This window comes from Acaryochloris sp. IP29b_bin.137, assembly GCF_028285745.1.
Classification (GTDB): Bacteria; Cyanobacteriota; Cyanobacteriia; order Thermosynechococcales; family Thermosynechococcaceae; genus Acaryochloris.
Genome location: NZ_JANQOP010000016.1, coordinates 20,304 through 27,173 on the forward strand (window position 1 = coordinate 20,304; position 6,870 = coordinate 27,173).

General features: G+C 49.0%; 6 protein-coding genes. 2 read left to right on the plus strand and 4 right to left on the minus strand.

Annotated features, from left to right (window positions below):
- Positions 1 to 16: 16 nt before the first annotated feature.
- The 4 genes from Q0991_RS01285 to Q0991_RS01300 all read right to left on the minus strand — a co-directional run bounded on the left by Q0991_RS01285 (position 17) and on the right by Q0991_RS01300 (position 4,237).
- Positions 17 to 1,813, minus strand: a complete 1,797-nt coding sequence (locus Q0991_RS01285; RefSeq protein WP_299484744.1) for an SLC13 family permease — start codon at positions 1,811 to 1,813, stop codon at positions 17 to 19.
- Positions 1,814 to 2,207: 394 nt separating this feature from the next.
- Positions 2,208 to 2,606 (minus strand): arsenate reductase, glutathione/glutaredoxin type, encoded by a 399-nt coding sequence (gene arsC, locus Q0991_RS01290; protein WP_299484745.1) that lies wholly within the window; start codon positions 2,604 to 2,606, stop codon positions 2,208 to 2,210.
- 21 nt (positions 2,607 to 2,627) lie between these two features.
- Positions 2,628 to 3,779, minus strand: coding sequence for an ACR3 family arsenite efflux transporter (arsB, locus tag Q0991_RS01295; protein WP_299484747.1), 1,152 nt, complete (start codon positions 3,777 to 3,779; stop codon positions 2,628 to 2,630).
- Positions 3,780 to 3,817: 38 nt separating this feature from the next.
- Positions 3,818 to 4,237 carry a heavy metal-responsive transcriptional regulator gene (locus Q0991_RS01300; RefSeq protein WP_299484749.1) on the minus strand — a complete coding sequence of 140 codons (420 nt, stop codon included), beginning with the start codon at positions 4,235 to 4,237 and terminating at the stop codon, positions 3,818 to 3,820.
- A 259-nt stretch (positions 4,238 to 4,496) separates the two neighbouring features.
- On the opposite strand from Q0991_RS01300, the gene glyS reads away from it, so the two are divergent.
- Together glyS and Q0991_RS01310 are read left to right on the plus strand one after the other, a co-directional pair.
- The gene (glyS, locus tag Q0991_RS01305; RefSeq protein WP_299484751.1) at positions 4,497 to 6,635 is read left to right on the plus strand and encodes a glycine--tRNA ligase subunit beta; all 2,139 of its coding nucleotides are present in this window, start codon (positions 4,497 to 4,499) and stop codon (positions 6,633 to 6,635) included.
- A gap of 32 nt (positions 6,636 to 6,667) precedes the next feature.
- Entirely contained in the window at positions 6,668 to 6,817 is a 150-nt protein-coding gene (locus Q0991_RS01310; RefSeq protein WP_299484752.1) for a hypothetical protein, read from the plus strand.
- The last annotated feature ends 53 nt before the right edge of the window (positions 6,818 to 6,870 follow it).

The window sequence follows — 6,870 nt, forward strand, 5'->3', positions numbered from 1 at the left end:
CACATAAAGCGCTCGTTTAAGAGAGCGGCTGCAAACCATAGAGCAGAATAATCAGTGGAGGGGTAATCACAGCCATTAGCAGGCTTAAGGGTCCACCCACCCGCAGGAAATCTAGGAATCGATAGCCGCCTGTGCCGTAAACCATCGTATTGGTTTGATAGCCAATGGGCGTCATAAAACTATTGGAGGCTGCAAAGGTCACCACGAACATAAATGCAAAGGGGTTGTAGCCAAGCTGCTGAGCCACCTGCACGGCCACAGGGAGAAGCAAAATGACGGTGGCATTGTTGGATAAAATTTCAGTCAGAAGAGCCGTTAGCACAAAAAACAACGTCAGCAATCCATACCCCGATAATTGTCCACCTACGGCGATCAGCTGATTGGCTAAAAGCTGAGTCGCACCCGATTTATTCATGGCAATCCCCAAGGGGAATAAGCCTGCTAACAAAAACACCACATCCCAACGCACGGCCCGGTAAAGTTCTCCAGGTTTGAGGCATCCCGTCAACACCATCAACATCACCCCTGATAGGGCAGTTACGGCAATGGGGAAGCGTTTTGTCCCGGCCACCCCCACGACTAAGAGACCAATTGCGATCGCAATCCACGTCTTATCACGACGAAGATTCTCAATATCTCGCTGCTCCATCACCAAGAGTTCTTTACTCGTCTGCAAACCCATCAAGCTTTGCTTGGGTCCCTGGACCAAAAGCAGATCGCCAAATCGGAGCGGCACTTTCCCCAAGCGGTCACGGACCAGTTCTTGTCCTCGGCGAATGGCTAAAACAGTGCAGTTATAGCGTTGGCGAAACCGCAAATCCTTCAGGGTCGAGCCAATCAGGTTGGAGTCTGCCAACACCATCGCTTCCGCCGCCCCTTCATCTTCACCCATATCCGCCTGCCAGGATTTTTGACCAAACTGCACATCCGGTAGAATCTCTAGCCCTTGACCATCCCGAATTTTGAGTAAATCTTCTCGGCCACCCCGGACCAGCAATATATCTCCAACCGACAAGGTTTTATCTGCTAAAGGTTGGGGGAAATGGTTGCCGTCATGAATCAGCTCCAAAATATCTACATCATAAATTCGTTGAATCTGGCTAGAGCGAACGGTGCGCCCCACCAAATTGGACCGAGGCGTAATCACCACCTCACTGACATAATCCTTCAATCCGTACCCTTGACTCAGACTCGTCGAGGACTTGCGATCCGGTAACAGACGATGACCAATGGTTGCCATGTAGACCAAACCGGCAGAAAAGGTACATAAACTCAGCGCCGTAAATTGGAAAATATCAAAAGCGCCCAACCCTAAGTCTGCGGACAACCCACTCGCCAACACGCTAGTAGACGTCCCCAAAACCGTAATCATCCCCCCCAAAATCGTAATGTACGAGAGCGGAATCATCAGCTTAGACACAGGAATCCTACGCTGACGACTCCAATCCTCAACCACGGGGAGGAACACAGAGACGATGGCCACATTATTAATAATGGCGGTGAACGGGCCAATCACAGCTCCCATAATCAACATATGTCGAGCTGACCGTCTTCCCCCCCATTTGAGCAAGAACTCACTGGCCATTTGAATCGCACCAGTTCTCGCAATCCCGGAACTAAGAATAAACATGGCCATGACGGTGATCGTGGCAGAGTTACTGAATCCTGACAGCCCCTCTTCAGGGGTGACCAGCCCAAGCAACATCAGAACCACCATGACACCAACGGCAGTGAGATCCGGGGGTAACCACTCAAACACGAAACAGAGCAATGCCAGTCCGGTCACCAAAAAGGTTTGAAGAATTGGCTCCATAGAGAGACAGGTACTCCAGAAATCACCACAATTAGGTGCTCATTATTCCATAAACATGAAAAAAAGAGCTTTTCTGAGCAATGTTGAACCTTGGATTGAATCGGGAAGGTTACTACAAATTCAATCATAATTGCCAGTCATGAGGAATACCTTAACCCAAGAAATCAAAGACACCAGCAGCCTGAGAAACCCTGACTAAGGTTGGGGATAACAAGAGATGAGTGAGAGAGCATTGAGAGGAAGATCAAGGCTATGTTTGTTGGACTTGATCTTTCAGTCTTGTCATTACCTGTCTCAGCCCTGTGGTTACTTCAATAAACACAAGGCATCGCAGATAGCGCTTTGCGTTCATTGAAGTTTTTATGGTTGAAGTCCTGACACCCAAGGATAGGTCTTATGACCCCAACGCTTGCAACAAGTCCCGCACATGCTGTTCCACTTGATCTCTGATGTGACGAAACACATCAACAGATTGTCCTGCTGGATCCTCCAATTGCCAGTCCGCAAAGATAGGGCGGGTCACCCATACCTCCGGTAGATTAACCCCACACCCACATAAAGAAATCACCGCATCAAAATCGTGGGGGTCAAACTCATCCAGCGCATTGGATGTATGGTTGCTGATATCAATCCCCACTTCCTGCATCACTTGAATAGTGAGTGGATCAACTTGGCTCGCTTCCAGTCCAGCACTGGCGACCTCAAGCTGATCTCCCTTGAGTGCTCGGGTAAATCCTTCTGCCATATGAGAACGGCGTGAATTATGCTTGCAAACAAACATGATGCGTTTCATTGGTTCTTACCCTACAAAGCTTTACATTAGGGAGCGGGCACAGCGGGGATCTGGCAGAGTTGCTTTAGCAGGATCTCTAGGGAACCAAAAGGCGGTTCGTTTGCAAAATTCCACTAACATCAGCATGACGGGTACTTCAATTAAGACACCCACGACTGTTGCTAGAGCTGCACCAGAATTGAGGCCAAATAGCATCACAGCCGTAGCAATCGCCACTTCAAAATGGTTACTGGCACCAATTAAAGCAGCTGGTGCAGCATCTTCGTAGGTTAAACCCCATTTTTGGGCGATCGCATAGGTGATTAAAAAGATAACGTTCGTTTGTAAAAACAGGGGGATGGCAATCAAAACAATATGTAGGGGATTTTGGACAATTAAGTCTCCTTTTAAGGCAAATAATAGAACCAAGGTTGCCAAGAGTGCCAGCACCGCCATTGGACTCAGCCATTTCAAGAATACTTGTTCAAACCATTGACGTCCGCGATGTTTCAAAATCCAATGTCGGGAACTCATACCTGCCACTAGGGGTAACCCAACATAAATCAGTACTGACAACCCAATGGTTTGCCAAGGCACCTCTAAATCACTGGCAGCCAGTAACCATCGACCCAGCGGAGCATAGAGAAATAACATCGCTAGGGAATTGACCGCAACCATCACCAACGTATGGCCTTGATTGCTATAGGACAGATATCCCCACATTAAGACCATTGCCGTGCAGGGAGCGATGCCCAGCAAAATAGCACCTGCAACGTAAGAGTTCGCCAGGGACACTTCGTTACCCCGCAAGAGTTCAGTTCCTTGTAACCAAGGCTGAAAGACCTGACCCAGAAAAAATTGGGCTAACACCACCATTGTGAACGGCTTGACCAACCAATTAACGCCTAAAGTCAACAAAACGGGTTTAGGCGTCCGGGCTGCTCGTCGGGCTTGGCTAAAGTCAATCTTGACCATGATGGGATACATCATGAAAAACAGGCAAACAGCAATGGGAATAGAGACTTGATAGACACTGGCGGCATCCAAGGCAACGGCAAGGCCCGGTGCAACTCGTCCCAGGGCAACACCAGCCACAATGCATAGTCCGACCCAAAGCGTAAGATAGCGTTCAAAGATATTCAGTTTTCCCCCTGCCTGCACGGGAGGGGTTAATCGAGATTTATGGGTTGTCATGGTTTAATTTAGGATGCCGGTCAAATAACGGGGGAGGATCAGGAATGAGGAACAACCTCCGCTTGCAGTTGGAAGACACCACAATCTGTGTCCACCTGCTGTTGCTCTAGAGTGGTCTGGCATTTCTGGACTAAGGGAAGCAGTTCAGCTCTCAGTTCTTGCAGTTGCAAAATCTTAAGCTCAATTTGGTCCAATTTTTTGAGCAATCGCTGGTGGATTTCTCCGCAGGTTAACGTATCTCCATCTTTCAATTGCAGAATTTCCTTGATCTCATCCAGCGTGAGTCCTAACGCCTTAGCTCGTTCAATCAGGGTTAAACGGGCCTGGTCTTGATCGCTAAAGATGCGGTATCCTGACTCATTTCTTTCTGGAGGAGGAATCAGACCAATCCGCTCGTAAAAATAGAGGGTTTGTGGATTTAGACCAAATTTACGAGCAACGTCACCAACGCGGTTCATGATGCCTAAAGTGATGTACTTAATGCATCATAGACCTTATATCTATGTATAAGGTCAACCCTGAACTCAAGATTTGCCTTCTAGTCTCAATGATTTGATGTCAGGTGATGGGGCGTTCAGCGACTCGCTCAGACCAATACGATCGCATATTACCCTTTTTGCCATAACCCCACGATAAACTGTGTAAGCAAACCTGTGGTCTGCATGGGCCAGGTAACCCTTTATAGTGAGCTTGTCGAGCAATTCAGCGGGGTCGGAGATGGCGACATTTCTATTAGAAGTTGGCACAGAAGAATTACCAGCAAGTTTTGTGGAATCGGCCATTGAACAATGGCGATCGCAAATCCCAAACAGCCTAGAAGAACATCTGCTCACCCCTCAATCCCTGAAAGTCTACGGCACACCCCGACGACTCGCTATACTAGCGGAAGGCTTGCCAGAGCAGCAGCCTGACCAAACCGAAGAAGTTAAAGGTCCTCCGGCAAAGGCTGCTTTTAAGGATGGCGAACCCACCAAAGCAGCGGAAGGATTTGCCCGCAAACAGGGGGTTGAGATTAAAGATTTTGAACTCCGCGATACGGAAAAAGGTGAATTTATTTTTGTCCAAAAAACCACCCTGGGTAAACCCGCTGTGAACGTTCTAGCCAACTTAATTCCCACCTGGATTTTTGGCCTAGAAGGCAAGCGGTTTATGCGCTGGAGTGATGGCGAGGTAAAGTTCTCCCGCCCCATTCGCTGGTTGGTCTCGTTGCTGGACGACCATCTTATACCTATTAAATTGGAGAATTCAACAGGTACGATAACTAGCGATCGCATTTCCTCCGGCCACCGAGTTCTGCATCCTGATCCGGTAACGATTAAGCATCCCCAAGACTATGTAGCGACCCTAGAAAAGGCGTCCGTTCAAGTCGATCCAGAGCAGCGCCAAACTCTAATCAAAGAACAGATTCACGCCTGCGCCAAATCCGTTAAGGGCAAAGCCGTTATGTCTGAGGATTTGCTGACGGAAGTCACCTATTTAGTGGAATGGCCTACTGCTGTGGTGGGAGGCTTTGAGTCAGAATTTCTGGAACTGCCTGCTGAGGTGATTACGACGGAAATGGTTAGCCATCAGCGCTACTTCCCGGTGGAGGCCCCCAAGGAAGCGAAGCTCTTGCCCCACTTCATTACCATTTCTAATGGTGATCCAGCCAAATCAGACATTATTTCATCGGGCAATGAACGAGTGATTCGGGCTCGATTAGCCGATGGTCAGTTCTTCTACAAAGCTGACCAGGCCATGCCCTTAGCAGAGTATTTGCCGAAGCTAGAGACGGTTACCTTCCAAGAAGATTTGGGGTCTGTTCGGGCCAAGGTGGATCGCATCCAGGCCAATGCCCTGTGGATTGCAAAACAACTCCAGCTCGATCAGAAGGTGACTCAGCAAGTCGAGCGGGCAGCCCAGCTTTGTAAGGCGGATCTCGTGACCCAAATGGTGGGCGAGTTTCCGGAATTGCAGGGGGTGATGGGAGAGAAATATGCGATCGTAAGTGGTGAATCCACCGAGATTGCCACTGCCATCGTTGAGCATTACCTGCCCAAAGGAGCTAACGACCAGCTGCCGCAGACCCTGGTGGGGCAAATTGTTGGTATTGCCGATCGGCTGGATACCCTGGTCAGTATTTTTGGTCTGGGGATGATACCGACGGGGTCTTCTGATCCATTTGCCCTGCGTCGAGCGGCCAACGCGATTCTTAATATTGTCTGGGCGGCCAATCTGGATCTCAATCTGGACCAGCTTCTGACCGAAACTACCGCTGCTTTTGCGCAGACCTTTGCTAAGTTTCAGCCCGATGTCCAGCAGCTTCGGGACTTCTTTGGTCAGCGCCTCCGTAGCCTACTACAGGATGAGCAAAATATTGACTATGACTTGGTCAATGCCGTTTTAGGCGAGAAGGGTGAGCATACCCAGCGAGTCTTAGTGGATGTGTTAGATGGTCGCGATCGCGCTCAGTATCTGCAGACGATTCGATCCGACGGCACCTTAGACACGATCTATGAAACCGTCAACCGTGCTGCTCGTCTGGCAACCAAAGGGGATTTGGCCACGGATATTCTGGATCCCAACGGTTTAGTGAATCCAAAACGGTTTGAACAGTCTTCTGAGCAGGCTTTTTACGATGGCTTACTCAAGCTTTTACCTCAAACTGAGGCAGCCCAAGCGTCACGAGACTATCAAAAGCTGGTCCAAGGCTTAGCCGAAATAGCCCCCACAGTCAGCCAATTCTTTGATGGTGACGATAGTGTCTTGGTTATGGCAGAAGATGATGATTTGCGAGCTAACCGCTTGAATTTGCTTGGCTTATTGCGGAATCACGCCCTTGTGCTAGGCGACTTTGGAGCCATTGTCAAAAGCTAGAATATAGGGGATCTAATTTCGCTTTTGCCTGCATGGCAGCTCCCCCCTTACTGAATCCCACCCGTCACCGTACCCCTGAAGGGTTAACGATTATTGCCGAACATCTACCTGTGGATGCGGTCAACTTTAGTTTGTGGGCTTTGGGGATGACAAGGGTTTCACAATGTGTTCTGAATCAGTGATAGCGCCCTCATGCCTCTCTGGTAATTGAGTCGTTTATGGGGTTTCAGTTGCA

Bases quoted from the DNA above. Each gene is read 5' to 3' on its own strand.
- arsB (WP_299484747.1), bottom strand. From the start codon at position 3,779: ATGACAACCCATAAATCTCGATTAACCCCTCCCGTGCAGGCAGGGGGA.
- Q0991_RS01300 (WP_299484749.1), bottom strand. From the start codon at position 4,237: ATGAACCGCGTTGGTGACGTTGCTCGTAAATTTGGTCTAAATCCACAA.
- glyS (WP_299484751.1), top strand. From the start codon at position 4,497: ATGGCGACATTTCTATTAGAAGTTGGCACAGAAGAATTACCAGCAAGT.
- arsC (WP_299484745.1), bottom strand. From the start codon at position 2,606: ATGAAACGCATCATGTTTGTTTGCAAGCATAATTCACGCCGTTCTCAT.
- Q0991_RS01285 (WP_299484744.1), bottom strand. From the start codon at position 1,813: ATGGAGCCAATTCTTCAAACCTTTTTGGTGACCGGACTGGCATTGCTC.
- Q0991_RS01310 (WP_299484752.1), top strand. From the start codon at position 6,668: ATGGCAGCTCCCCCCTTACTGAATCCCACCCGTCACCGTACCCCTGAA.